19 protein-coding genes are annotated in these 23,871 nt (G+C 66.2%); 9 read left to right on the forward strand and 10 right to left on the reverse strand.

Features of this window, described 5'->3' with window-relative positions; genetic code table 11:
• Nucleotides 1–10 precede the first annotated feature (10 nt).
• Genes CUJ89_RS18225 through CUJ89_RS18245 form a run of 5 tightly spaced genes read left to right on the forward strand, consistent with a single transcriptional unit; the run spans nucleotide 11 to nucleotide 5,368 of the window.
• Nucleotides 11–1,417 carry an LLM class flavin-dependent oxidoreductase gene (locus tag CUJ89_RS18225; protein ID WP_114181434.1) on the forward strand — a complete coding sequence of 469 codons (1,407 nt, stop codon included), beginning with the start codon at nucleotides 11–13 and terminating at the stop codon, nucleotides 1,415–1,417.
• 18 nt (nucleotides 1,418–1,435) lie between these two features.
• Entirely contained in the window at nucleotides 1,436–2,611 is a 1,176-nt protein-coding gene (locus tag CUJ89_RS18230) for a methionine ABC transporter ATP-binding protein (RefSeq protein ID WP_114178830.1), read from the forward strand.
• Nucleotides 2,604–3,260, forward strand: coding sequence for a methionine ABC transporter permease (locus CUJ89_RS18235; RefSeq protein ID WP_006491339.1), 657 nt, complete (start codon nucleotides 2,604–2,606; stop codon nucleotides 3,258–3,260). Before CUJ89_RS18230 ends, CUJ89_RS18235 begins: the two co-directional genes overlap by 8 nt.
• 54 nt (nucleotides 3,261–3,314) lie before the next feature.
• On the forward strand, nucleotides 3,315–4,157 hold the full coding sequence (locus tag CUJ89_RS18240) for a hypothetical protein (RefSeq protein WP_114178832.1): 843 nt from the start codon (nucleotides 3,315–3,317) through the stop codon (nucleotides 4,155–4,157).
• Nucleotides 4,154–5,368, forward strand: coding sequence for an acyl-CoA dehydrogenase family protein (locus CUJ89_RS18245; RefSeq protein ID WP_114178834.1), 1,215 nt, complete (start codon nucleotides 4,154–4,156; stop codon nucleotides 5,366–5,368). The genes CUJ89_RS18240 and CUJ89_RS18245 overlap by 4 nt, the downstream gene beginning before the upstream one ends.
• Nucleotides 5,369–5,494: 126 nt before the next feature.
• Here the strand turns inward: CUJ89_RS18245 and CUJ89_RS18250 are convergent, their stop codons facing one another.
• Both CUJ89_RS18250 and CUJ89_RS18255 read right to left on the reverse strand, forming a co-directional pair.
• Nucleotides 5,495–7,222 carry a YadA family autotransporter adhesin gene (locus CUJ89_RS18250; protein ID WP_114178836.1) on the reverse strand — a complete coding sequence of 576 codons (1,728 nt, stop codon included), beginning with the start codon at nucleotides 7,220–7,222 and terminating at the stop codon, nucleotides 5,495–5,497.
• A gap of 553 nt (nucleotides 7,223–7,775) precedes the next feature.
• Nucleotides 7,776–8,621 carry a helix-turn-helix domain-containing protein gene (locus CUJ89_RS18255; RefSeq protein ID WP_114181435.1) on the reverse strand — a complete coding sequence of 282 codons (846 nt, stop codon included), beginning with the start codon at nucleotides 8,619–8,621 and terminating at the stop codon, nucleotides 7,776–7,778.
• Between the two features lie 194 nt (nucleotides 8,622–8,815).
• On the opposite strand from CUJ89_RS18255, the gene CUJ89_RS18260 reads away from it, so the two are divergent.
• Both CUJ89_RS18260 and CUJ89_RS18265 read left to right on the forward strand, forming a co-directional pair.
• Nucleotides 8,816–9,769, forward strand: a complete 954-nt coding sequence (locus tag CUJ89_RS18260) for a DUF2167 domain-containing protein (RefSeq protein WP_114178838.1) — start codon at nucleotides 8,816–8,818, stop codon at nucleotides 9,767–9,769.
• Nucleotides 9,766–10,491, forward strand: coding sequence for a site-2 protease family protein (locus CUJ89_RS18265; RefSeq protein ID WP_114178840.1), 726 nt, complete (start codon nucleotides 9,766–9,768; stop codon nucleotides 10,489–10,491). The genes CUJ89_RS18260 and CUJ89_RS18265 overlap by 4 nt, the downstream gene beginning before the upstream one ends.
• 58 nt (nucleotides 10,492–10,549) lie before the next feature.
• On the opposite strand, the gene CUJ89_RS18270 is transcribed toward CUJ89_RS18265, so the two are convergent.
• Nucleotides 10,550–11,941 (reverse strand): MFS transporter, encoded by a 1,392-nt coding sequence (locus CUJ89_RS18270; protein ID WP_114178842.1) that lies wholly within the window; start codon nucleotides 11,939–11,941, stop codon nucleotides 10,550–10,552.
• A gap of 247 nt (nucleotides 11,942–12,188) precedes the next feature.
• Here CUJ89_RS18270 and CUJ89_RS18275 point away from each other — a divergent pair, with 247 nt between their 5' ends.
• Nucleotides 12,189–13,766, forward strand: a complete 1,578-nt coding sequence (locus CUJ89_RS18275) for an aldehyde dehydrogenase (NADP(+)) (protein WP_114178844.1) — start codon at nucleotides 12,189–12,191, stop codon at nucleotides 13,764–13,766.
• A gap of 539 nt (nucleotides 13,767–14,305) precedes the next feature.
• Here the strand turns inward: CUJ89_RS18275 and CUJ89_RS18280 are convergent.
• The 7 genes from CUJ89_RS18280 to CUJ89_RS18310 all read right to left on the reverse strand — a co-directional run bounded on the left by CUJ89_RS18280 (nucleotide 14,306) and on the right by CUJ89_RS18310 (nucleotide 22,800).
• Nucleotides 14,306–15,487 (reverse strand): porin, encoded by a 1,182-nt coding sequence (locus tag CUJ89_RS18280; RefSeq protein ID WP_114178846.1) that lies wholly within the window; start codon nucleotides 15,485–15,487, stop codon nucleotides 14,306–14,308.
• A 221-nt stretch (nucleotides 15,488–15,708) separates the two neighbouring features.
• On the reverse strand, nucleotides 15,709–16,944 hold the full coding sequence (locus CUJ89_RS18285) for a dienelactone hydrolase family protein (protein WP_114178848.1): 1,236 nt from the start codon (nucleotides 16,942–16,944) through the stop codon (nucleotides 15,709–15,711).
• Nucleotides 16,945–16,948: 4 nt separating this feature from the next.
• Complete coding sequence (locus CUJ89_RS18290; RefSeq protein ID WP_114178850.1) at nucleotides 16,949–17,671, reverse strand: SDR family NAD(P)-dependent oxidoreductase; 723 nt, start codon at nucleotides 17,669–17,671, stop codon at nucleotides 16,949–16,951.
• 10 nt (nucleotides 17,672–17,681) lie between these two features.
• Nucleotides 17,682–18,797, reverse strand: a complete 1,116-nt coding sequence (locus CUJ89_RS18295; RefSeq protein WP_114178852.1) for a cupin domain-containing protein — start codon at nucleotides 18,795–18,797, stop codon at nucleotides 17,682–17,684.
• Nucleotides 18,798–18,920: 123 nt separating this feature from the next.
• Entirely contained in the window at nucleotides 18,921–20,075 is a 1,155-nt protein-coding gene (locus tag CUJ89_RS18300; RefSeq protein ID WP_114178854.1) for an aminotransferase class V-fold PLP-dependent enzyme, read from the reverse strand.
• 4 nt (nucleotides 20,076–20,079) lie between these two features.
• Nucleotides 20,080–21,372 (reverse strand): MFS transporter, encoded by a 1,293-nt coding sequence (locus CUJ89_RS18305; RefSeq protein ID WP_114178856.1) that lies wholly within the window; start codon nucleotides 21,370–21,372, stop codon nucleotides 20,080–20,082.
• A gap of 39 nt (nucleotides 21,373–21,411) precedes the next feature.
• A complete protein-coding gene (locus CUJ89_RS18310) occupies nucleotides 21,412–22,800 on the reverse strand; it encodes a M20 family metallopeptidase (RefSeq protein ID WP_114178858.1) in 1,389 nt (462 codons plus the stop codon).
• Nucleotides 22,801–22,930: 130 nt separating this feature from the next.
• Here CUJ89_RS18310 and CUJ89_RS18315 point away from each other — a divergent pair, with 130 nt between their 5' ends.
• The gene (locus CUJ89_RS18315; RefSeq protein WP_114178860.1) at nucleotides 22,931–23,836 is read left to right on the forward strand and encodes a LysR family transcriptional regulator; all 906 of its coding nucleotides are present in this window, start codon (nucleotides 22,931–22,933) and stop codon (nucleotides 23,834–23,836) included.
• The last annotated feature ends 35 nt before the right edge of the window (nucleotides 23,837–23,871 follow it).

Raw genomic sequence — 23,871 nt, forward strand, 5'->3', positions numbered from 1 at the left:
GGAGGCGAACATGGCGAACGGCAAGAAGATCCTGCTCAACGCGTTCAACATGAACTGCGTCGGGCACATCAATCACGGGCTGTGGACGCATCCGCGCGACCGCTCCGCGCACTACACCGATCTCGACTACTGGGCCGATCTCGCGAAGACACTCGAGCGCGGCAAGTTCGACGGTATCTTTCTCGCGGACATCGTCGGCGTGTACGACGTGTTCGGCGGCGGCCCCGACGCCGCGCTGCGCGAATCGGTGCAGGTGCCCGTCAACGATCCGCTGCTGCTCGTGCCCGCGATGGCGCAGGTCACGCGGCATCTCGGCTTCGGCGTGACCGCGAACCTCACCTACGAGCCGCCTTACCTGTTCGCGCGCCGCATGTCGACGCTCGATCACCTGACGAAAGGGCGGGTGGGCTGGAACATCGTCACCGGCTATCTCGACAGCGCCGCGCGCGGGATGGGCCTCGCGCAGCAGATCGGCCACGACGACCGCTACGAGCGCGCCGACGACTACCTGGAGGTCGTCTACAAGCTGTGGGAACAGAGCTGGGACGACGACGCGGTGATCCGTGACGCGCAGGCACGCGTGTTCGCGCAGCCAGGCAAGGTGCGGCGCGTGAAGCACGACGGGCCGTTCTATTCGGTCGACGCGATCCACCTGAGCGAGCCGTCGCTGCAGCGCACGCCGGTGCTGTACCAGGCCGGGTCGTCCGCGCGCGGCGTCGAGTTCGCGGGCCGTCACGCGGAATGCGTGTTCGTGAACGGGCAGAGCAAGGCCGCCGCGCGCGCGGCGGCGCTCGACATTCGCGCGGCCGCCGCGCGGCAGGGCCGCGATCCGGCGTCGATCCGGATTTTCGCGGGCGTGAGCGTCGTGACGGCCGAGACCGAACTTCTCGCGCGCGAGAAGTTTGACGAATACCGGCGTTATGCGAGCCCGGAAGCCGGCCTTGCGCATTTCGCGAGTTCGACCGGCATCGACTTCGCGAAGTACGGCCTCGACGAGCCGATTTCGTACGTGAAGACCGATTCGATCCAGTCGGCCGTCGACGCGATCTCGCGCAAGAGCACGACCGGCACGTGGACCGTGCGCCGGATGCTCGAACAGATGTCGCTCGGCGGTCGTTATGCGCCGATCGTCGGGTCGCCGTCGCAGGTCGCGGACGAACTGCAGGCGTGGATCGACGAGACGGGCATCGACGGCTTCAACCTGACGCGCACCGTGATGCCCGAATCGTTCGAGGATTTCGTCGACTGGGTCGTGCCCGAACTGCAGAACCGCGGCATCTACAAGGAAGACTACGATCCCGCGCCGACGCTGCGCGAGAAGCTGTTCGGCGCGGGCCCGCGCCTGCCCGCGTGGCACACGGGCGCGCAGCACCGACCGGGCGCCGTGTCCGAACCCGCGCATCCCGCGCATGCCTGAACCTGACGGAGCGAAGCGATGACGCAATTGTTCGATACGCTGGGTTTCATCGATACATCGGCCGCGCGTGCCGGCGCCGCTGCAACGACGCATGAAGCGGAGGCCGCGCTGGCTGGCGGCGTCGCCGTGTCGCTGGAGCAGGTCGGCAAGGTGTTCGCGACACCGCGCGGCCAGGCCGCCGCGCTGCGAGACGTGACGCTCGACGTGCGGCGCGGCGAGGTGTTCGGGATCATCGGCCGTAGCGGCGCCGGGAAGTCGACGCTGCTGCGGCTCGTAAACGGGCTCGAACGGCCGAGTTCGGGCCGCGTGCACGTGCAGGGCGTCGACGTCGGCGCGCTCGACGAGGACGGGCTCGTCGCGCTGCGGCGTCGCACCGGCATGGTGTTCCAGCATTTCAACCTGCTGTCCGCGAAGACGGTATTCGAGAACGTCGCGCTGCCGCTGAAGATCGCCGGCGTGCCGAAGGCCGAGCGCATGCGCAAGGTCGAGGCGCTGCTCGAACTCGTCGGGCTCGCCGCGAAGCGCGACGCGTATCCGGCGAGCCTGTCGGGCGGCCAGAAGCAGCGCGTCGGCATCGCCCGCGCGCTCGTGCACGATCCCGAGGTGCTGCTGTGCGACGAGGCGACGTCGGCGCTCGATCCCGAGACGACGCAGTCGATCCTCGCGCTGCTCGCTGACATCAACCGCCGCCTCGGGCTGACGATCGTGCTGATCACGCACGAGATGGAGGTGATTCGCGCGGTGTGCGACACCGTAGTGGTGATCGAACAGGGCGAAGTCGTCGAAACGGGCCCCGTGTGGCGTGTGTTCGGCGATCCGCGCCATGGTGCGACGCGCGCGCTGCTCAGCACGCTCGTGCACGACCTGCCGGCTGAACTCGCCGCGCGCGTGCAGCCGCTGCCCGAGCAGGCCGCATTGCCCGACGGCACGCAGGTCGTGCTCGACGTTCGTTATACGGGCGAGAGCGGCGGCGAGCCGGACGTCGGCGCGCTCGCGGCGGCGCTCGGCGGTTCCGTGCGTTTCCTGCACGGCGGGATCGAGCGCATCCAGGGGCATGCGCAGGGGCGCCTCGTGATCGCGGCGGCGCCGCGCGCCGACGATGCCGGCCACGCGCATGCGCGCGGCGTGGTCGCCGCGTTGCTCGAACGCGCGCGCCGCCACGCGAATCACGCGGAGGTGCTCGGCTATGTTTGACCTCTGGTGGCCCGAACTGCTCGACGCGATCCGCGACACGCTGTCGATGGTCGCCGCGTCGGCCGCGATCGCGGCGCTGATCGGCATTCCGCTCGCGGTGATCCTCGTGACGACCGCGCCCGGCGGCATCTACGCGCGGCGCGGCGTGAACGCGGTGCTCGGCGCGCTCGTCAACGTGTTCCGCTCGACGCCGTTCATCATCCTGCTCGTCGCGCTGCTGCCGTTCACGCGCGTGCTGATCGGCACGACGATCGGCGTATGGGCGGCCGTCGTGCCGTTATCGATCGCCGCGATCCCGTTCTTCGCGCGGATCGCCGAAGTGAGCCTGCGCGAAGTCGATCGCGGGCTGATCGAGGCTGCGCTCGCGATGGGCGCGAAGCGCCGCCACATCGTGTGGCACGTGCTGCTGCCGGAGGCGCTGCCCGGCATGCTCGGCGGCTTCACGATCACCGTCGTCGCGCTGATCGGCTCGACCGCGATGGCGGGCGCCGTCGGCGCGGGCGGGCTCGGCGATCTCGCGATCCGCTACGGCTACCAGCGTTTCGACACCACCGTCATGGCGACCGTGATCGTGATCCTGATCGCGCTCGTCTCGGCCGTGCAAATCACGGGCGACCGCCTGGTCCGACGCGTGACCCGGCGTACCTGAGCGACGCCACAAGCGTCCGCTCGCTTCATCAATGATCCTGAGAGACCGACAGATATGACCTTGCCCATCGGCGCGCCGCGCGAATGGAACGGACAATTCGAGGAGGCGCTGTTTCTCGACGTGGCGCGACGCCATCGTCCCGGCTTTCCGACCAAGCTCGCCACGCCGCCGAGCGAGCCGCGCAACGACGACGAGCTGGCCGCCGTCGCCGACTATTACACGAAGATGGCGTCGCACGACCTGTTCATCGTGCAGGTCGTCGCGAAGGCGATCGACACGCTGTTCCGCGACGACCCGCATTTCCAGCTGATCCTGTCGCGCCAGCTCGGTGACGACGGCGCGCACGCGGTGATCGGCCGCGAACGCGTGACCGAACTGACGGGGCGCGATCCGCTGCCGGAAGTCGACCGGCTCGTCGCCGCGCACTGGGCGCGCATCGGCGACATCGCGGTGCGCGACGTCGCGGGCTTTCTCGCGTTCGAATGGCATTACGAACTGCACATCCTCGCGAAGCTGTGGATCCAGCGCAAGACCGGCCGCATCGGCGACGGCGCGATGCGCGAGCACGGCGAGAACCGGATTCGTCCGGACGAGGAATGGCATCGCGTGCAGATCGTCAACTGGTGGTTCGACACGCTGAAGGCGTTGCCGGCGGCCGAGCGCGATGCGCTGGTCGATCGCGTGATCGCGGCCGACGAGGAAGCGCAGGCACGGCTCGATGGTTATCTGCACGACGAGTACGCGCACACCGAGCACGTGTTCGGCGCGGACATCGCCGACTATCGCGCGATCTACGACGACTGGCGGCGCGAGATCCTGTCGCGGCTGACCGGCCGCCGGCTCGGCGCGCTCGTGCCGCTGTCGGGCGAAACCGTTGTGCAGGAAGCCGTCGCATGAACGATCCACGAGGCCCGGCGACGTTTGCGCCGGATACCGACGATGCGCCGGCACTCGACCCGGACGCATTGACACACGCCATCGACGCATTGTGTGCGACCGCCGCCGCGCGAGACCGCGCGGGCGGTCATGCGGCGCGGGAGAAGCAGTGGCTCGCCGATGCGGGCCTGCTGACGCTCGCGGTGCCGCGTGCGTTCGGCGGGCAGGAAGCCGTGTGGCCCGCGATCTACGAGGCGATCCGGCAGATCGCGCGCGTCGACAGCGCGCTCGCGCATCTCGTCGGGTTCCAGTGCCTGCAGGTGGTGAGCGTCGACGTGTGGGGCAGCGCCGCGCAGCGCGAACGCTATCTGCGCGGCACGGTCGAGCAGCGCTGGTGGTGGGGCAATGCGGTCAATCCGCTCGACACGCGGCTCGTTGCCGCCGCGACGCCGGACGGCGGCTACCGGCTCGACGGCGTGAAGGGCTTCTGTTCGGGCACGCGCGGCTCGCAGCGGATGACGGTGTCCGCGCACGATCCGGAAACCGGCCGCACCGTGTTCGGCGTGGTGCCGACCGATCGTCCGGGGATCACGGTCAACGATGACTGGGATCCGATCGGCCAGCGCCAGACCGACAGCGGCAGCGTGCGCTTCGACGGCGTGACGCTCGCGGCGGACGAGGTGCTGCACCGCTCGGAAACGGCGCCGACCCCGCGCGCGACGCTGCGCACGCTGGTGTCGCAGCTCGTGCTGACCAACCTGTTCGTCGGGCTCGCGGAAGGCGCGCTGGCGGAGGCGCGCGACTATGTGCTGAAGCATGGGCGGCCGTGGATTCACTCTGGCGCCGCGCAGGCGGGCGACGATCCGTATACGCTGCAGCGCTTCGGCGACATGCGCGTGCGCGCGATTGCCGCAGCGGCGCTGGCCGATCGAGCGGCCGGCGCGTTGCAGCGCGCGTGGGTACGGCGGGATGCGCTGACGGCGGACGAGCGCGCTGAAGTGGCGCTCGCGGTATCGGAGGCGAAGATCGTCGCGCAGCGAGCGGCGCTCGAGAACGGCGAGGCGCTGTTCGATGCCTGCGGCGCGCGCGCGACGGCCGCGTCGCTCGGCCTCGACCGCTTCTGGCGGAACGCGCGCACGCATACGTTGCACGATCCGCTCGACTATCGGCTTCGGGATGTCGGACGGTTCGCGTTGACGGGGGAGTTGCCGCAGGCGTCGCTCTATACGTAAGCGAAATGAATCGCCAGCGTAACCGGCATACCGCGTGTCACGACCGTGTCATCGGCGCGGTGGCGCCGATGACCAGCATGGCAGTGTCAAGAAACAGTCTCTTGACACTGCACGGTCAGAGACCGATTACCAGCGGTAGCCGACGCCTGCGCCCGCACCGAACGAGCCGTGGCCCGAAACCGCCGTCGTCACCGAGCCCTTGACCAGCCATTTCGCCGTCGCGACGGAAAGACCGACCGCCATTGCGCTTTGACCGCCGTACGTACCGCCGCCGAGCGCGACAACCTTCTCGCCTGGCAGCACGGCTTGCGGCATGTTTGCCATTGCGATCGCGCTCGCCGTGCCCGCGTTTGCGTCCTTGCGATACTTCGACATTTCCTCGCGGACGGAATTGATTGCACCGTTCAACTGGCGCACGTTCACGCCGTCTGTCGGTGCCGTGCCGTCGGCCATGTTGGTCAACTGATGCTCGGCGCCCGGCGCGCCGATCGAAACCGTGTTGTCGCGATCCGCGACCGAGTTGGCGCCCAACGCCACCGAATTGTTGGCGGTCGCGCGGCTGTTCGTGCCGATCGCGGTCGAGTCCGTGCCCGACACATTCGAGCCGGTGCCGATCGCCGTTCCGTTTGTCGCGGTGACTTTCGAATTCGTGCCGATGGCCGTTCCGTTCGTGGCGGTGACAGTGGAGTTGACGCCGACCGCCGTACCGTTGTCTCCCGAGACGTTGGAGCCGTTGCCCACTGCGGTGCCGTTCGGCACGCTGACCAGCGTATTCTTGCCGATCGCGGTGCCCGTATCATCCGCAACCGTGCCGCTCGGGACATTCGACGAAATCTTGCCGACGGTGGTCGTGAGCGTTGCGAGATCCGCCGTCAGTGTCGAAACCTGGCTTGCAATCGAGAAGAGCTGCGAGCCGTTGACGGCGTCCGTGCTGGTCGCGCTGATGGCGCCGGCCGCGACATTCACGATTTGACGCTCGGCGCCGGCGCTGCCCACGCTGACCACGCCAACCGGCGTACCCGCGAAACCGCTGTAGCTGACGCCGTTGAGCGTCACGCTGCTCACGGTCGTGAAAGCACGCGTGGCAGCGTTCGAACCCAGGGCCACGGAATTCGCGTTGGCTGCGTTCGCGCCTTCGCCGATGGCGACCGAATTCACCGCCGATGCGGTTGCGCGCGCAATCGCGACGCTGCCGGTCGCGGATGCCACACTGTCGATGCCGAGCGCGACCGCATCGCCCGCACCGGCGTTTGCCTGGAAGCCGAGTGCCGTACCGCCGGCCGCAATGCTGCCCTTGCCCACGGCGGTCGAAAATGTCGCGGTGGCGCTCGCACCTTGCCCGACCGCCGTTGCCTGGTCGACTGCCGATGCGCCCTGGCCGAATGCCGAAGCCGTTGCCCCGTTCGCGAGTGCTCCGTCGCCGACTGCCGTCGCCTGGGTTCCGATCGCACCGGAAAGCGCGCCGACCGCCGTCGCGTGGTCTCCGGTCGCGGTGGCGTTGCCACCCACCGCGGTGGCCTGTGTGCCGGTCGCAACGGCCACGCGGCCAATCGCGACGGTTTCGCTATACGCGCCCGTCGACGACCCGGAATTCGCGGCCGCTGCAGTGCCGATCGCAACGTTGTCGCAACCCGTGGCGGCCGCCGGATACGTGCTGCTCCCCGAGATTGCAATGTTTCCGACACAGCTCCCCGACGTTTCGGTCGACGTGCCGTTCTGCACATAGTCGGCGCGCGCGGGCGCCGACGCCGCGAATGCGACCATGGCTGCACAGACCGCGACAGCTAGTGCGGTTTTTGACTTTTCCGGCGCGCGGTGTGCCGGATTCCCCAACCCTCGTTGATTCTTGTTCATTTGTTTTCCTAGGCTCAATATAAAAATCGTGTTGTGGCTTGCATGTCACCGTTCGCGATTTCCCGATCGCATTGATTCATTCGTGTTGTTTTTATGACGGGCGCCAGATTTTTTTGATTGTCAAATAAAAGGTGTACTAATCAAATTTGCAATATGGCGGATTCAGGGAGAAGGGAAATGGAGCAGGATGCAGCTGCTTGCTTTTGTCACGGCCACGTTGGAACTTCCCGGATCCGCAGCTCGAGTCGCGACGACGCATTTTGATCGGCCTCAGTCGCGCATATGTTTGCTGCGGCGGCCGAATGCTATGTTTTGGGAGAAATTCGTTGGGTGATGTGCGCGATGAAGCGGCCGGCGAGCGCAAGCGTTGCTGCGGTATCGTCACCAGATAATCGGGCGGGGGCCAACGGGACGCTCGCACAGCCTGCGTGCGCGCCGGATCGTCCGCACTGGGTGGATCGTCAACGTGAGCTGCTGGAGGCCTTACGTCAGCGGCGCGGCCCTGCTCGCGCTCGGCGTGAAGCCGGCGCTCGAGCGCCGCTGATGGCGGTCCCTACGCCGGCAACGCATCCGCCAGCGCCCGCATCGCGTCCACCGTCTCCGGATTCGCCGGAAAGAACGCCTCGATCGCGAGTTCCGACAGCGTGACGTCGACCGGCGTGCCGAACACCGTCGTCGTGCTGAAGAACGCCAGTTCGCCGGCCGCGGTGCGCAGCCGCAGCGGCACGGCGATATCCGCGAAGTCGGCGCGCGCATGGGTGTCGTCGGGCTGGCCGGCCGGCGCCGGATACGCGGCGAGCTCGTCGCGCAGCGCATGCAGCGTGCGGTCGCCGCTCGCATCGATCTGCCGTTGCAGCCGATGCAGGATGTGCGCGCGCCATTCATGCCAGTTGACGATCTGCGACGCGAGGCCGTCCGGATGCAGGCTCAGCCGCAGCACGTTGACGGGCGGCTGCAGCAGCGACGCATCGGCCTGCGCGACCAGCGCGCCGAGCATCCGGTTCGCGGCGAGCAGCGTCCAGTGGCGGTCCACCGCGAGCGCCGGGTAGGGTTCGTGGCCGCGCAGCACGGCTTCGACTGCATGGCGTGCGGCATCCAGTTGCGGATCCGAAAACGGCCGTTCGCGAAAGAGCGGCGCGAAGCCGGCCGCGACGAGCAGCGCGTTGCGTTCGCGCAGCGGCACGTCGAGACGCTCCGCGAGATGCAGCACCATCTCTCGGCTCGGCTGTGCCCGGCCCGATTCGACGAAGCTCAGGTGGCGCGCGGAGACTTCCGCGTCGAGCGCGAGCGCCATCTGGCTCAGGCGCCGGCGTTGCCGCCACGTGCGCAGCAGCGGGCCGATGCCGGACGCGCGGCCGGCGGACGGGGAGGGCGAATGAAGGGCGGCGGTTGGGTTCATGAGCAGATGATAGGCAATCCCGTGCGCGTTGGGCATTACCTGCAACGTAAGCATTTCGCCGTTCCCGGGAGCGTCGCGGCGCTGCGTTACCATAGCCTCCGTGCCACCTGAGAGGCGGCGCCGGACCCGCGACGACAACGCACGGGCCGGCTGCCGCGCAGATTCACAACAAGGCATTACAGGGGAATCCAACAATGAAAAAATTTGCCGTCCGGCTCGCCTGCGTGGCGATGCTTGCACTCGCCGCGACCAGCGGCCACGCGCAGACCGAAGCTGCGCAGGTGGAAATGAGGGCCGCTGCCGCGGCCGCCAACGAGGCCGTCGTGAAGGGGCCGGCCGACATCGACGTGAAGCATGAAGCCGTGCTGAAGCTGAAGGCCGGCGAGTCGTTCGTGCCGGCCGCCGAAGCCGGCCGCTACCTGCGCTCGATGGGCAACTCGATCGACGAATCGAAGCTGGTCGGCCTCGTGCTGCCCGACGACCCCGACGCCGACTGGATCTCGGTCGTGTCGTTCGAGCCGAGCGGCTACATTCGCGACGACGACGCGAAGGACTGGAAGCCCGGCGAGCTGCTGAAGAGCTTGCAGGCCGGGACCGAGGAAGACAACCCGGGGCGCAAGGAGCGCGGCCTGCCCGAAACCGAGGTGGTGGGCTGGGCGAAGGCGCCCGCGTACGACGCGGCCACGCACCGGCTCGTGTGGTCCGCGATCATCCGCGACAAGGGCGCGGCCGCGAACGCCGAGAACGACGGCGTGAACTACCGGACGCTCGTGCTCGGCCGCGACGGCTACCTGTCGCTGACGATGGCGTCGACGCTGGCCGATCTGCCGAAATACCAGGCATCGGCCGACGACCTGCTGTCGAACATCCGCTTCAACGACGGCAAGCGCTACGCCGATTTCAACAAGTCGACCGACCACGTCGCCGAGTACGGCCTCGCGGCGCTGATCGTCGGCGTCGGCGCGAAGAAGCTCGGCCTGCTCGCGCTGATCGGCGCGTTCGCGCTGAAGTTCTTCAAGATCGGTGCGGTTGCGCTGCTGGCCGGCGGCGCGGCGCTCAAGCGCTTCTTCGGGCGCACGCCGAAGGCAGCCGCGGTGCCGGCCGTCGCCGAGGTGTCCGACACGTCCGGTACGGAGCGCAAGGAATGACGAAGCTGCTGCTGCTGATCTTCGGCGGCCTCAAGCTCGGCAAGGTGCTCGTTTCGGCGGGCACCATGCTGGCGTCGATCGCGGTCTACGCGCTGTTCTACGGCTGGCGGTTCGCGGCCGGTTTCGTCGCGCTGCTGCTGGTCCACGAAGGCGGCCACTACCTGGCTGCGCAGCGGCGCGGGCTCGACGTCGGGCTGCCGACGTTCATCCCGTTCGTCGGCGCGTGGATCCAGTTGAAGGAGATGCCGCACGACGCGGAAACCGAGGCGTATGTCGGGCTCGCCGGGCCGTTCGTCGGCACGCTCGGTGCGCTGGCCTGCTACGCGGCCGCGCGGCACTACGACAGCCACCTGCTGCTCGCGCTGTCGTACACGGGCTTCTTCCTGAACCTGTTCAACATGATTCCGCTGTCGCCGTTCGACGGCGGGCGGATCACCGCGGTGCTGTCGCCGCGCATCTGGTTCGCGGGCGTGCCCGTGCTGATCGCGCTGTTCGTGTATCGCCCGAGCCCGCTGCTGATCGTGATGGCGATCCTCGCGTTGCCGCAACTGAAGCGCGCGTGGCGCTACAATCCCGACGCGCCGGAGAACCGCGTGTACTACGCGACGTCGATCGAAACGAAGACCACGTACGCGCTCTGCTACGTCGGCCTGCTCGCGTTCCTCGCGCTGATGACGTCCGGCGTGCACGACATGCTGCAAGTCGCGCATGCGTCGACCTGATGCAAAAAACGGCGGCCGCTTTCATGCGGCCGCCGTCGTCTTCCTTTCCCGCAGCACCTCAAGCGTCGCGATGACGCAGTTCGACGCGCTTGATGTCCTTTACGATCACGAGATAGCTGAACACGGTGACGAGTGCGTTCAGGCCGACGAACACGAGCGCGCCGTTGAACGAGCCGCTCGCGCCGACGAGGTAGCCGATCACGATCGGCGCAACGATGCCGGCCGTGTTGCCGAACATGTTGAACAGGCTGCCCGACAGGCCGATCGCTTCCTTCGGCGCCGTATCCGCGACGACGGCCCAGCCGAGCGAGCCGATCCCCTTGCCGAAGAACGACACGGCCATCAGCGCGATCACCAGCGCTTCGCTGTCGACGTAATTGCAGCCGATGATGGCCATCGACAGCGCCATCCCGCCGACGATCGGAATCTTGCGCGCGAGCGTCAGCGACACGCCGCGGCGGATCAGCGCGTCCGACAGCATCCCGCCGAGCACGCCGCCGAGGAACCCGCAGATCGCCGGCAGCGAGGTCATGAAGCCGGCCTTCAGCAGCGACATCCCGCGCGCCTGCACCAGGTAGATCGGGAACCACGTGAGGAAGAAGTACGTGAGCACGTTCACGCAGTACTGGCCGAGGTACACGCCGATCAGCATCCGGTTCGACAGCAACTGGCGCACGTAGTACCAGCCGGCGACGCGGCTGCCTTCGGACGCTCCTCCGATGCCGCGCGCGCCAGTCGGGCTGCTCGTCGACCGCACGAGGCCGCCACCCTGCTCGATATGGTCGAGTTCCGCGCGGTTCACGGCCGGATGGTCGGCCGGATCCTTCATGACGCGCAGCCACAGGAACGCGAGCGCGATGCCCGCGAGGCCGAGCCACAGGTACACCTGGTGCCAGCCGTACGCATGCGTGAGCCACGCCATCAGCGGCGAGAACACCACGGCCGCGAAGTACTGCGCGGCATTGAAGATCGCCGACGCCGTGCCGCGCTCGGCGGTCGGAAACCAGCTCGCGACGACCTTCGCGTTGGCCGGGAACGCCGGCGCCTCGGCGATGCCGACCGCGAAACGCATCGCGAACAACGCGGCGACCGCGAATGCGGCGCTGCCGCCGAGGCCGATCGTGCTCTGCAGCAGCGTGAACGCCGACCACAGGAAGATGCTCGCCGCATATACGCGCCGCGCGCCGAAGCGGTCGAGCAGCCAGCCGCTCGGCAGTTGCGCGAGCACATACGCCCAGCTGAACGCCGAGAAGATGTAGCCCATCGTCACCGGATCGATGCCGAACGCTTTGCGGATCGGCGTGCCGGTGATCGACAGCGTCGCGCGGTCCGCATAGTTGAGCGTCGTGACGACGAACAGCATCGCCAGGATCCAGTAGCGCACGGCGGTCCGGCGCGCCGTGCGCGCGAGGTCGATCGGAAGATCGCGAGGAGTGGTCTGATTGGGCACTTTAATGTACGTCGTCGTATGACATGAGCCGAAGTTTATGGGTAATGCCCGGACGCAGAAACCTCGGGTTTTCCCTTTGAATGGCGACGCGAGATGGTAAAAATGTCGTGATAAGCTCGACTGGACAAGGATTCCACGCGTATCGCCGACTGGCCGGTAGCCGGCGTGAATCATCAAATGGGTCGGCAGACATCATATCTGTTGAGCTACAATAGGCAATCCATTCCCGAACCACGGAGCACACCCCATGCAACTGACAGGAGAGATGCTGATCGGCGCCGAAGCGGTGGCCGGCTCGGCCGGTACCTTGCACGCGTTCGACCCGACGAAGGGCGCGCCGATCGATGCGCCGGCGTTCGGCGTCGCGACGCAGGCCGACGTCGACCGCGCGTGCGAACTCGCGCGCGACGCGTTCGATGCGTACCGCGCGCAGCCGCTCGCGGCCCGCGCGGCGTTTCTCGACGCGATCGCGGACGAGATCGTTGCGCTCGGCGATGTGTTGATCGAACGTGCGCACGCCGAAACGGGCCTGCCCGTCGCGCGGCTGCAGGGCGAGCGCGGCCGCACCGTCGGCCAGCTCCGGCTGTTCGCGCGCGTCGTGCGCGACGGGCGCTTCCTCGCCGCGTCGATCGATCCCGCGCAGCCCGCGCGCACGCCGCTGCCGCGTGCGGACCTGCGGCTGCAGAAAGTCGGGCTCGGACCCGTCGTCGTGTTCGGCGCGAGCAATTTCCCGCTCGCGTTCTCGGTGGCCGGCGGCGATACGGCGTCGGCGCTCGCGGCCGGCTGCCCGGTGATCGTGAAGGCGCACGAGGCGCACCTCGGCACGTCCGAGCTGGTCGGCCGCGCGATCCGCGCCGCCGTCGCGAAATGCGGGATGCCGGCCGGCGTGTTCTCGCTGCTGATCGGCCCCGGCCGTGTGATCGGCGCGGCGCTCGTCAGCCATTCGGCGGTCCAGGCCGTCGGCTTCACGGGGTCGCGGCAGGGCGGCATGGCGCTCGTGCAGCTCGCGAACGCGCGCCCGCAGCCGATTCCCGTCTACGCGGAAATGAGCAGCATCAACCCGGTCGTGCTGTTCCCGGCCGCGCTCGCCGCGCGCGGCGACGCGATCGCGACGGGCTTCGTCGATTCGCTGACACTCGGCGTCGGCCAGTTCTGTACCAACCCCGGCCTCGTGCTCGCGCTCGACGGCCCCGATCTCGACCGCTTCGAGACCGTCGCCGCGCAAGCGCTCGCGAAAAAGCCGGCCGGCGTGATGCTGACGCGCGGCATCGCCGATGCGTATCGCAACGGCCGCGGCAAGCTGGCCGAACTGCCGGGCGTGCGCGAAATCGGCGCGGGCGAGGCTGCGCAGGCCGAATGCCAGGCGGGCGGCGCGCTGTACGAAGTCGGCGCGCAGGCGTTCCTGGCCGAGCCGGCGTTCAGCCACGAGGTGTTCGGGCCGGCGTCGCTGATCGTGCGCTGCCGCGATCTCGACGAAGTCGCGCGCGTGCTCGACGCGCTCGAAGGCCAACTGACGGCCACGTTGCAGATGGATGCCGACGACAAGCCGCTGGCGCGCCGGCTGCTGCCGATCCTCGAACGCAAGGCCGGGCGCCTGCTCGTGAACGGTTACCCGACCGGCGTCGAGGTGTGCGACGCGATGGTGCACGGCGGGCCGTTCCCCGCCACGTCGAACCCGGCCGTCACGTCGGTCGGCGCGACGGCGATCGAGCGTTTCCTGCGGCCCGTGTGCTACCAGGATTTCCCGGACGACCTGCTGCCCGAAGGGCTGCAGGAAAGCAACCCGCTCGCGATTCCGCGTCTGCGGGACGGGAAGGCGGAGTGATGGGCCGGATCGACTGAAAGCATCGTTTCGGCGGCTGATTTTGACGTCGGAATGGGGGCTGGAAACGAAGAAGCGGAAGCGGCCGGGTGGCCGCTTCCGCTTTTTTTTATCGTTAGTCGTGTCACGGGTTACTCGGGGGATATGTGTTGTCCGAGGTCAGTTTCTGCCGTTCAGCATCGGGGGTGGGTCGTCATTCGAACGGCGGTTCGAATTCGATAAGAGTCGCTGGGGCGAAGTGAAAATCCAAGTAGAACGGACGGACGATGTCTATGCGAAGTTGGCCATTGGCGCGCGCTCGCTTGTACGATGACGCGCAACGCGACGGCGCATGGAGCGCTACACCAAGCCGGTGGCGATGCTCGCTGAGGACGTCGCGATGACACGCGGCAGGCTGGGCGAGAAGGAGGAAACATGCAGCGAGTTCCAGAGGCCTGCTTAGATCCGTGATGCTCGGTCGCAATCCGTGGTCGCATTCGTTTCCGTCCATCGGATCGACCGCAACCGACAACGATGACGGCGCTCGCGCGCCGTCCCTGTGCTCAGAACTTATGGCGAATGCCTAACTGAACGAACGTCTGCCGATTCGTCGAGGAGGCGGTCAACGCGTTGAGCGCCGCGCGCGCCGCGTGCCCGGTGGAATCAGTGCCGCTTGCGAACTGTGTGCTGCTGATCACATACACGTCGGTGCGCTTGGAGAGGTAGTAGTCGAGCGACAACGAAAGGGTGTTGTAACTCGATGATCCTATCGTGCCGGCGCCCGAGCCGTGCGTATAGCTATAGACGAATTCGCTCACAAGAGCAGGCGTCCAGAAGTACGTGAGATTGAATTCCCCCGTGTTGAATTTCGCGGTGCCCGAGAGCCTGAGCGGATCCGAGCCGGACGACGTATCGCCGAGATTCTTGAATTGCACGTTGCTGTAGACGAGGCCGAAGGTCGCGGGGCCGAGTGTATAGCGTCCCGCTGCCGCGACCGCCTGATACGAGTGCGCCGAAGCGTATCCACTATAAACGGGGCTCGCCGTCATGTTGTTGAGATTCGCACCCGCGACGTTGGTGGGTGTACTGGTGAAGAAAGACTGGTTCGGATTGCGCACGTCCATGAAGGCCGCGCCCGCGGAGAAATTCCCGTACTCGTAGCCTGCGCCGACCGACCATATTTGATTGCGCGAGAAATCGCCCGCCTGGCCGCCGACCCCATATACACCGCCCATAGAAAAGCCGCCGATGCTCGGGCTCGTGTACTTCACCGAGTTGTTCACGCGCTTGCTGTTGTTGAGGTTGTCGAGATCGCCCGGATGCGCGGTCGTGCCGCCGCCGTAGTTCGCGGAGTTCATTTGCGATTCGACGAACGTCACGAGCGAATCATACTGACGACCCAACGTCAGCGTGCCGTACGTCTTGCTCGACAATCCGACGTACGCCTGGCGTCCGAAGAGCGTGCCGCCCTGCAAGGCGGTGCCCTTGCCGAGATCGAAGCCGTTTTCGAGTTGGAACACAGCGGACACACCGCCGCCCAGATCCTCCACACCCTTGAAGCCCCAACGCGAGCCCTGCATGATGCCGCTCGAGCCGCTGATCACGCGCCCGCCGCCGCTGTTGCTCTGGTAATTCACACCGTAGTCGATGAGCCCATACAAGGTGACCGAGCTCACATTGGCGTGGGCGACGCCGCTGGCAGCGAGAAGAACGGCCGCCGATATTGTCCTGGTTTTAATTAGCATGACGAATGGATATGGTTTGTAAGTGTCAGGCGCGCGAGGGGCGTTCATATCGCCGGCTCCACGTGCAACATTACCGTCTCGTGAAGCATCGAGTATTCGCAATCAATCAAGCTGGGTTTGCAACTTTCGCAACGCTTCGCATGCGGCTGTCTTGCGCGAAAAAAAATGGCGCGATGCCGGTCATGCCATCGCGCCTGCGGGCGTCTTTGCAGATATGCACGTCAGATCGGCTTGCCTTCGCTGCTCGCCCAGTTGGGCATCAGCGTATTGCTGGGCAGCGTTTCGTCGATCATCTTCCTTGCGGTCTGAACACCCGCGACGGGCAGGCCCGTCGGATCGAGCACGCCGATCTGCACGAGCACCGAGGCCTGATCCCAATAGATGTGCTCGTTGTAGAGCTTGTCGCCCCGAAAGCACACGACGGCGAGCATCGGCACCTCGAAGTACTTGCCCGTCGGAGCGAGGCCCGGCAACAGCCAGTCGATCTCGCGGTCGTGTGTCGCACAGAAGACGAACTCATCGACGAGGCGGTCCGCGCCGATCGTGCGCGAAAGCGGTATAAGCTTCGTGTCGTCGGGATTCGCGTTCACGAAGTGATAGCGATAGAAACGCTTGAGCTGGTCGTGGCCGACGCCGCCCGTCATCGTGGGAACGTGGTTCACGTAGGGCTCGGCGACCATCGTCGGCATGACGGCGTCCACGTCGCGCGTCGCAAACTCGTAGTAGCAGTGGCGTTCCCACAGCGTATTGAGATCGTGGATCGGCCCGAGCGTTCGGCGCAGCAGCGCCATGGAACGCGAGTAGGCCATCGTCGCGGCGGGCTTGTCGAAGTGCAGGCGTTCGGGCGTCGCGAAGGCGTGATCGCAGCCGGGATAGACATGCGCCTCCACTCGCGGATTGGCGGCGAACGCGGCGAGCAGCCGCTCGCGGGTTTCGGGCGGGCAGAAGGCATCGTCGCCCGCGAAGTGAAAGACCATCGGGCAGCGGATCGACGGCACTTCATTCAGATATGCATCGAGCCCGACGCCGTAGTAGCTCACCGCGCAATCGAGATTGAGCCGCGCGGCGGCGAGCATCGCGAGCTTACCGCCGAGGCAGTAGCCGATCGCGCCGACCTTGCCCGCCTGCATCGGCAGCGCGCGCAATGCATCGAGCGTCGAGCCGATATCGCGCACGGCAAGATCGATGTTGAACGCTTCGTTGAGCCCGAGCGCCTCACGAAAATCCGCGTCGCCATAGCCGAGTTCGACTCCCGGCTTCATGCGCCAGAACAGGTCCGGGACGAGCACCACGTAGCCTTCTTCGGCGAAGCGGTCGGCCATCGCGCGTAGATAGCCGTTGATGCCGAAGATTTCCTGCAGTAGCACGATGCCCGGCCCCGAGCCCTGCGCGGGCACGGCCTGATATGCACGAAAGTGCTTGCCATCGTGACTGTCGATGTCGATATACGATCCCATGTCGCTATGCGTCTCCTGGTGGGGAAAAAAGTTGCGCCTGCGTCGTGGCTCGATCCATCGTGAGCCCTTGCGCGAGCCTCTTCGCCATCTCGCCGATGTAGATCTCACCGGCGTCGCCCGTGAGCGCGTCGAGCATGGCATCGGCGGCTTCGGCGGGAATAAGCTTGGGGCCAGCGAAGTCGCGGCTCATGTCGGTATCGATCGCGCCGGGCATCGCGGCGAACACGCGCACGCCGTGCGGCGCGAGCTCGGCGCGCAGCGATTCGGTGAGACGCAAGCCCGCCGCCTTCGACGCGCAAAGCGAACCCATCGCGGGAAAGCTCACCCGAGCGAGTACCGAGAGCACGTTGAGCATCGCGCCATGCGTTTGCATCAGCGCGGGCGCGAAGGCGCGCGCCATGCGCAGCGTGCCGAAGTAGTTCACGTCCATCTCCGCGCGGGCGGCTTCGGGCGCTTGTGGCGCGAGAAATGCGCAATGGCGGTTCACGCCCGCGTTGTTGATGAGCAGCGTGGTGTCGTCGGCGAGGCGCGCGGCGTGCGCGACGCTCGCGTCGTCGGTCACGTCGAGCTCGACGGGAATCACGCGTTCATCCGCGATGGCGACGGTCCCCGCGCGCGACGCGGCATAGACCTTGCGCGCACCGCGTGCGAGCAGACGCGCGACGAATTGCGCGCCGAGCCCGCGATTTGCGCCCGTCACGAAAGCGACGGTATGACAATCGATCATGGATGGCTCATCAGTCGAGTGAGAAATCGGCGGGCAGTGTCACTTCGAGCAGTTCAAGATCCGCGCTGCATCGCTTGAAAGAGTAGGAAAGCTTGCCCGGAATCGCGATGCTGTCATCGGCTGTGAGGCGCCATGTGCTGTCGCCTTGCTGCACATCGAGACTGCCCGCGAGCACGAAGAAGAAGCAGAACTCGGTGTCGTGCATGCGCGCGGCTTCCTGTTGCCCGTTTTGCGGGCGCAAGACGCGCACACCTGCAAGTCCTTTCGTCGCCGCGCCGATACCGGTATCCGCCACGGCGAATCCGGGCGATTTCCACGCATGCCACGTCGCATGCTTCGCGACATGGCGCACGAAGCGTTGACCGTTGAACTCGTGCTCGCGATCATAGATAGACGTAGGCAGCGTCATCTCGTGATCGGCCATCGTGATGTGCTCGGCGGGGCTGCCGAGTTCGATGACTTCCGCGCCCGCCGAGCTTTCGAGCACGCGATGCCGGATCTCCGGCGGCTGCAGCACGCAATCGCCCGCTTCGAGAATGAAGGGCTCGCCTTGTCCTTCATAGACGAGACGCACCCAGCCCTTGCGGCAGAAAATCGTCTGAAAGCGGATCTTGTGATAGTGCACGTAGTCCGGCACCGGCCCGCCTTCGAGTATCCGGATATGCGACGCGATGAAAGCACCGCCATGCCGCTCCGGTAGCAGGTCGCGATAACGCATACCGGCGCGCCCGACGCTCCAGTGAGCGTCGTCGCCCGCGTGCGAGAGCACGAGTTGCTGGCGCGTGGCGGGGAGGATCATCGGCGGATCAGCATGCACGAGACGCACGACGACGCCATTGGGCGCGATTAGTTCGCGCGTCTCGCCGGGCAACTGCGCGGGATCGTCGCACAGCACGGTCAGCGTGCCGATGCCGTCGCGCACGTCGAGGCCGAGCCTGAGCCTGAAACCGCCGCGCGAAAGTATCGCGGTGCGCGGGCTGTCGGCGGGGAAGATCGCATCGAGCCGGAATCCGAGCCGCGAGATGAAGAAGTGCATCGTCGCGGGAAGATCGGTGCAATGCATAGGCACGATGAAGCCTTGCACGCCCGCGATCGGCGCATCAGTCTTGATGGAAGAGGTGTTCATGGAACCTCGCATAGGTGATGAAAGGGAAGCGGCGGCGTGTGATCAACACGCGCGCCGGCGGCCCTGTCAGCACGCAGGCGATTCCGATGCGGCGCGGTGCACGCGATCGCGTACACGCGGCGTTCATCGCGGCAGGCATTGCGCGAGCCTTTCGAGTCCCGCGCGCGTCGTGCAGACGCCCGGCGAGAAGCGCAACGTGCGGCCGCGCGAATCGACGAAGACACCCTCGTCCTTCAGTTGGAGAACGAGCTTCGCCGCATCGAGATGCACGGGCGCTTCGGCCATGATGCTCGCGCCGCGCTCGTCGTCCGCGCGCGGAGAGAGCAGGCGATAACCCTTGCCGTCGAGCATCGCGATCAATTCATGGCAGAGCGCGAGATTGTGCGCGCGGATGCTGCCCGCCGGTTGCGCGCGCATCCACGACATGCCCGGCTGCGATGCGACGAACGGCAAGATCGAAGGCGTGCCCGTATCGAAGCGGCGTGCATCGGATGCATAAGAGAATGCATCGATGTTCCAGTTGAACGGATTCTCTTGACTGAACCAGCCGCGCACGGCTGGCTCCGAGCCCTGCGCGAGCACGCGCGGTGCGATGTAGCCGAGGCCCGTTCCCGGCGCGCCGCACAGCCATTTGAGCGTCGAGCCGCAGACGAAGTCGAAGGGCGTTTCGTTGAGGTCGAAAGGCAGGATGCCGATGCCTTGCGTCACGTCGAGCGCCACGAGACTCAAGCGACGGCGCGCCTGCTCGCACATCGCGGCGAGACTCACCCGCTTCGATGTCAACGACGAGACCCACGTCACGAGCGCGAGCGCGACATCGCCAGTCCATGCCTCGATGAAGTCCTCGTCGCGTACATACGCTTCACCTTCACGTACGGGAACGGTACGCAACGTGAAGCCGCGCCGTGCGGCCTGGCCCGATAGCAGAAAGTGCAGGCTCGGGAAGCAATCCGCCGCGACGAGCACAGTGCGATCGCGCAGCACATCGTCGGCGAGGCCGTCGAGAAAGCGGGCGAAGGTGTCCGTCACGTTCTGCGCGCCGAACACGTCGGCGTCGCGCGCGCCGATCAGTGCTGCCCAGTCCGCAAAGAGCCGCGCACGCGCAGCGAGCGCCTCGTCCCAGCGGGTGTCGTCGGGCGCGCACCAGGTCGCGGCGAAGCGGGCGAGCGCCTCGGTCATCGCCTGACGATGGCCCGGATACACGCCGACGGAGTGATACATGAGCCAGCCGCTGAAATCGTCGTGGAGCGTTTGCGTGTCGTTGTGGTGCATGGTCATAAGCTTAGATGTGCTTCACGAGCTTGAAGTGATAGATGCCGACGCAGGCAAGACTGAGCACCGCGCACGCCATCAGATAGAACGCGGGCGAGATCGGATCGTGCGTCGCGCCGATCATCGCGGTGACGAGCCAGGGCGTGAATCCGCCGAACACCATCACGCCGATGTTGTAGCTGAAGCCCAGACCCGTGCTGCGTATGCCCGTCGGAAACAGCGACGACAGCACCGCGGCGAGTGGGCCGAAGTAGATCGCCTTCAAGACGCCAGCCAGCATCATGATCGCCATCAGCACCGCAAACGAAGGGCTCGACAGCAGCCAGGCGAAGCATGGATAGATCGTCAGCAGCGTGAGCAGCGCGGAGCCGACCATCATGCGGCTGCGGCCGTAGCGGTCGGCGAGATGACCCATCAGCGGCGTGCAGAACATGAGGATCAGGCCGGTGACGACCGTCGCCGCGAAGCCCGTCGATGCCGGCAGGTGCAGTTGCTTGACCGCGTACGTCGGCATGTACAGGATCATCAGATAGCTCGCTGCGGTGGAGACGGCCATGATGCCCGCGGCAAGCATGATGCGGCCCTTGCTATGCGCGAGCAGTTCGCTCACGGGCGCCTTGAGCGGCGCGCCTTCCTTGGCGACGGGCAGGGTGTCGTCGATGTGCTTGCGGATATAAAGACCCACGGGCGCGACGAGCAGACCGAAGATGAACGGCGCGCGCCATCCCCACGATTCGATCTGCGCCTGCGACAACTGTGTGCTGAGCGCAAGTCCCGCGAAGGACGCGAGCACGGTGCTCATGCCCTGGCTAGAAAACTGCCAGCTCGACAGAAACGCTTTGCGCTTGCTCTTTTGCTCGATCATGAGCGCGGTGCCGCTGCCGAACTCGCCGCCCGTCGAGAAGGCGATGAGTATGCGCGCCGCCATCAGGCCGATCGGTGCGGCAAGGCCGATCTGCGCATACGTGGGAATGACCGCGCAGATGAGCGTGCCGATCGTCGTCAGCGTGAGCGCCGCGAGCAGCGCGGACTTGCGTCCGCGGTGGTCGGCGTAGCGCCCCAGCAGCAGCGCGCCGAGCGGACGGAACACATATGAAAGACCGAAGGTGCCGAAAGTCATCAGCAGGGAAACGGTCGCGTCGTGAGCGGGAAAGAACAGCTTCGAGAGCGTGACCGCGAAGAAGCCGTATGCCGCGAAATCGAACCACTCCAGCGCGTTGCCTATGCTCGTCGCGATGATCAGGCGTCGCATGGGCTTTGCGCTGGCCTGCCACATGTTGTCCTCGATGACGGTCGAATCCATGATGTATGTTCCGGGCAAGAGGTCGGATGGAAGTGGAGTTCAGCGGATGGTCGGTACGTCGGCTTCCCCGAGATCCCATAGCACGCCGGTCATCAGTTGCAGCGCTTCGCGCATGACGGGCGCGAGCACATGCTCGTCGGGCGCATGCTGGCGGCAGCCGGGATAGGAATGCGGAATCCAGATGGTCGGTAGGCCGAGCGTGTCCGCGAAGCATTCGTTCGGGATCGTGCCGCCGAGATTCGGCAGCAAGGTCACGGGCTTGCCCGTGGACACCTCGATCGAACGTTCCGTGAACGCGACCCACGGATCATCCGGGTCGAGACGCGTCGCGCCGCCCGAAGCTTCGATCGTCACCTCGATGCCTTCGAAGCCCTCGCGTGCGAGATGCGCGGTGATCAGCTCCTGCGCGCGGCGCCAGTCGGTGCCGACCACGAAGCGCAACTGGCACACAGCTTCGGCGGCGCGCGGAATCGCGCTGACCGCATTGGTGACGTTGCCCGACTGCATCGCGAGCACTTCGAGTGTGTTCCATGCGAACACGCGTTCCGCCGGCGAGAGTCCGGGTTCTCCCCAATTCGGCGAGAGCGGCGGATCGCCTTCATCCTTGCCGATTTCCAGATGCGCGACGCGCTCGCGTACTAGCGGCGGAATCGGCGGCGGCAGAAGGCCATTGATGCGGATGCGGCCGTGGCCATCGACGAGACTGGCGAGCGCATTGGCCAGCACGGTCGCGGGATTGGCGAGCACGCCGCCCCAGTTGCCCGAATGACGCGCGCCGAATGCGTTGGCGACGCGCAGCCGGAAATGCAGCGCGCCGCGCGAGCCGAGGAACACCGTGGGCGACGCCGCGCGCTGACGCGGCCCGTCGGAGGCGATCAGGAGATCGGCCGAGAGGCGTTCGCGCAACATCGAGCAGATGGCGTCGAGCCCCGGCGAGCCGACTTCCTCGCCCATCTCGAAGATGATCTTCGCGTTGAAGCCGAGTTCTCCGCGCTCCGCGAAAACCGTGGCGAGCGCGGCGAGGTTGATCGAGTGCTGCGCCTTGTTGTCGGCGATGCCGCGTCCGTACCAGCGCTCGCCTTCGACGCTCACCTGCCACGGCGTGCGCTCGCAGGTCCAGTTGGCGGCGTCGCCGTCGATCACGTCACCGTGGCCATAGAACAGCACCGTGGGGCGCGAAGGCGATTCGATGCGCTCGCCGATGAGAAACGGCGGCATTCCTGCTACAGGGTTTTCCATTACCTCGCACGTGAAGCCGAGCGCGCGGAGCGCGCCTTCGATTTCCTCTGCGAGATAGCGGCGCAAGAGCGGTGCGGCCTCGGCGCGCTGGCTTTCGGTGGCGAGCGCGACGCGCCGGGTCAGGGTGGCGAGGAAATCGCCGCTGTCGAAGTGCGAGCGGGCGAGGGCGAGTGCGCTGTGTCTGGACATGTCGAAAAGAAGTTGGTGCGACCGTCCCAGATTAACGGTGTGGAAGTATTTTTGTATTCGCAATCAAACAAGGTACATTTGCAAAATCCTCAAACCTAGCTTCGAACCTGGGCTACGCTCGTTCATCGCCATGCGAAAGCTGCTGGAGCCGTCGCTTTACTATTTTTCGGTTGTCGCTCAGGCGGGGTCGTTGACGTCGGCGACGGAGAAACTCGGGCTCACCGTGTCCGCGTTGAGCCGGCATATCGCCAAACTCGAAGGTGATATAGGCGTGCCACTGTTCGAGCGGCACGCGCGCGGCATGGTGCTCTCACACGCCGGGCGGCTCCTGCTGCGCCACGCGCAACGCACGCTGTCGGACGCGCAGGAGGTCTTCGATGAAATTCAGGGCGAAGAACGACGCCGCTCGCGCACGATCACGATCGCCTGCACCGAGGGTTTTGCCTTCGATTTCCTGCCGGTGTCGCTAGGCGCGTTCTGTGGCGAGCATCCCGATGTCGCGATTCAACTCGAGGTCGTGCCGTCCGAGCGTGCGAGCCAGATGCTGTTGTCGGGCGAGGCGTCTATCGCGCTCACGTTCAGCTTCAAACCGGAAGGGGGGGTCGTGGCGCAGCATACGCAGCGCGCGCCCGTCATGGCGTTGATGCATGAAGAGCATCCGCTCGTGGCAAAGGCGAAGATTGCGCTGAAGGATCTCGCCGTCTATCCGGTGGTGCTGCAAGACAAGGGCACGACGAACCGTCAACTCTTCGATATCGCGTGCAACGTCGAGAACATCGAGATCGTGCCGCTGATGACCAGCCGATACGTCGCGGCGCTCTATCGCTTCGCGCTTTCGGTGCCGCTGGCGATCATGCCGTCAGGGTATGTTTCCGTTGCCAAGCGGCTGAGCATCGATCGAATGAGAGCGATACCGTTCGATAATCCGCTGCTTACACAGCGCCGTCTGCAAGTACTGACTCTCGCCGGACGCAGCCTCGATGATCTCGCGCAGTCCGCGCTCGAATGGATCGTCCGTGATCTGAGGCAGACCTAGCTCATCGTGGGCAAGCGGATATCGACCAAGGGCCC

The sequence above is a fragment of the Burkholderia pyrrocinia genome (assembly GCF_003330765.1).
Classification (GTDB): Bacteria; Pseudomonadota; Gammaproteobacteria; order Burkholderiales; family Burkholderiaceae; genus Burkholderia; species Burkholderia pyrrocinia_B.

What these genes read in the sequence shown, in the direction of transcription:
- CUJ89_RS18225 (WP_114181434.1), top strand. Translation starts at nt 11, where the DNA reads ATGGCGAACGGCAAGAAGATCCTGCTCAACGCGTTCAACATGAACTGC.
- CUJ89_RS18230 (WP_114178830.1), top strand. Translation starts at nt 1,436, where the DNA reads ATGACGCAATTGTTCGATACGCTGGGTTTCATCGATACATCGGCCGCG.
- CUJ89_RS18235 (WP_006491339.1), top strand. Translation starts at nt 2,604, where the DNA reads ATGTTTGACCTCTGGTGGCCCGAACTGCTCGACGCGATCCGCGACACG.
- CUJ89_RS18240 (WP_114178832.1), top strand. Translation starts at nt 3,315, where the DNA reads ATGACCTTGCCCATCGGCGCGCCGCGCGAATGGAACGGACAATTCGAG.
- CUJ89_RS18245 (WP_114178834.1), top strand. Translation starts at nt 4,154, where the DNA reads ATGAACGATCCACGAGGCCCGGCGACGTTTGCGCCGGATACCGACGAT.
- CUJ89_RS18250 (WP_114178836.1), bottom strand. Translation starts at nt 7,222, where the DNA reads ATGAACAAGAATCAACGAGGGTTGGGGAATCCGGCACACCGCGCGCCG.
- CUJ89_RS18255 (WP_114181435.1), bottom strand. Translation starts at nt 8,621, where the DNA reads ATGAACCCAACCGCCGCCCTTCATTCGCCCTCCCCGTCCGCCGGCCGC.
- CUJ89_RS18260 (WP_114178838.1), top strand. Translation starts at nt 8,816, where the DNA reads ATGAAAAAATTTGCCGTCCGGCTCGCCTGCGTGGCGATGCTTGCACTC.
- CUJ89_RS18265 (WP_114178840.1), top strand. Translation starts at nt 9,766, where the DNA reads ATGACGAAGCTGCTGCTGCTGATCTTCGGCGGCCTCAAGCTCGGCAAG.
- CUJ89_RS18275 (WP_114178844.1), top strand. Translation starts at nt 12,189, where the DNA reads ATGCAACTGACAGGAGAGATGCTGATCGGCGCCGAAGCGGTGGCCGGC.
- CUJ89_RS18280 (WP_114178846.1), bottom strand. Translation starts at nt 15,487, where the DNA reads ATGCTAATTAAAACCAGGACAATATCGGCGGCCGTTCTTCTCGCTGCC.
- CUJ89_RS18285 (WP_114178848.1), bottom strand. Translation starts at nt 16,944, where the DNA reads ATGGGATCGTATATCGACATCGACAGTCACGATGGCAAGCACTTTCGT.
- CUJ89_RS18290 (WP_114178850.1), bottom strand. Translation starts at nt 17,671, where the DNA reads ATGATCGATTGTCATACCGTCGCTTTCGTGACGGGCGCAAATCGCGGG.
- CUJ89_RS18295 (WP_114178852.1), bottom strand. Translation starts at nt 18,797, where the DNA reads ATGAACACCTCTTCCATCAAGACTGATGCGCCGATCGCGGGCGTGCAA.
- CUJ89_RS18300 (WP_114178854.1), bottom strand. Translation starts at nt 20,075, where the DNA reads ATGACCATGCACCACAACGACACGCAAACGCTCCACGACGATTTCAGC.
- CUJ89_RS18305 (WP_114178856.1), bottom strand. Translation starts at nt 21,372, where the DNA reads ATGGATTCGACCGTCATCGAGGACAACATGTGGCAGGCCAGCGCAAAG.
- CUJ89_RS18310 (WP_114178858.1), bottom strand. Translation starts at nt 22,800, where the DNA reads ATGTCCAGACACAGCGCACTCGCCCTCGCCCGCTCGCACTTCGACAGC.
- CUJ89_RS18315 (WP_114178860.1), top strand. Translation starts at nt 22,931, where the DNA reads ATGCGAAAGCTGCTGGAGCCGTCGCTTTACTATTTTTCGGTTGTCGCT.